We start from the raw sequence: 503 nt of genomic DNA, 5'->3' as shown, positions 1-503 counted from the left end.
CAGGAGCAGGCGGCCTCCGTTGAGCAGCAATTTGCCGCCGTGCAGGAGACCGCCGCCACGGTCGACGAGATCACGCATTCGGGCGCCCAGATCAGCAAGCGCGCCACCGAGGTGATCGCCACCGCGCAGGCCACCGCCCAGACCTCCCGGCAAGGCCTGCGCGCCGTCTCCGACACCGCCAAGGCCATGGATGCGATCCGTGAGCAGGCCGAGGCGGTGGCCGGCAACATCGTCAGCCTGTCGGAGAAGACCCAGACGGTCGGCGACATCATCGAGACGGTCAACGACATCTCGGAGCGCACGCATCTCCTCGCCCTCAACGCCGCGATCGAGGCGGCCGCGGCCGGCGAGAGCGGGCGCGGCTTCTCGGTGGTCGCCTCCGAGATGAAGCTGCTGGCAGATCAGGCCAAGGCGGCGACCAGTCAGGTGCGCGGGATCCTGGGGGAGATCCAGCGGGGCATCAACACCTCGGTGATGCTCACCGAGGAGGCGGTCAAGCGCGC

The 503-nt window shown here is 69.4% G+C and carries 1 protein-coding gene; it reads left to right on the top strand.

The annotated features are described in order from the left end of the window. Window positions 1-503: methyl-accepting chemotaxis protein (locus MKK84_RS28605; RefSeq protein ID WP_243925460.1), on the top strand; the 503-nt coding region annotated here is incomplete at both ends.

It is taken from the genome of Methylobacterium sp. E-065, from assembly GCF_022829605.1.
Lineage (GTDB): Bacteria > Pseudomonadota > Alphaproteobacteria > Rhizobiales > Beijerinckiaceae > Methylobacterium.
Note: the sequence above shows the minus strand (reverse complement) of the source record. Positions and strands in the feature narration are given on the sequence as shown.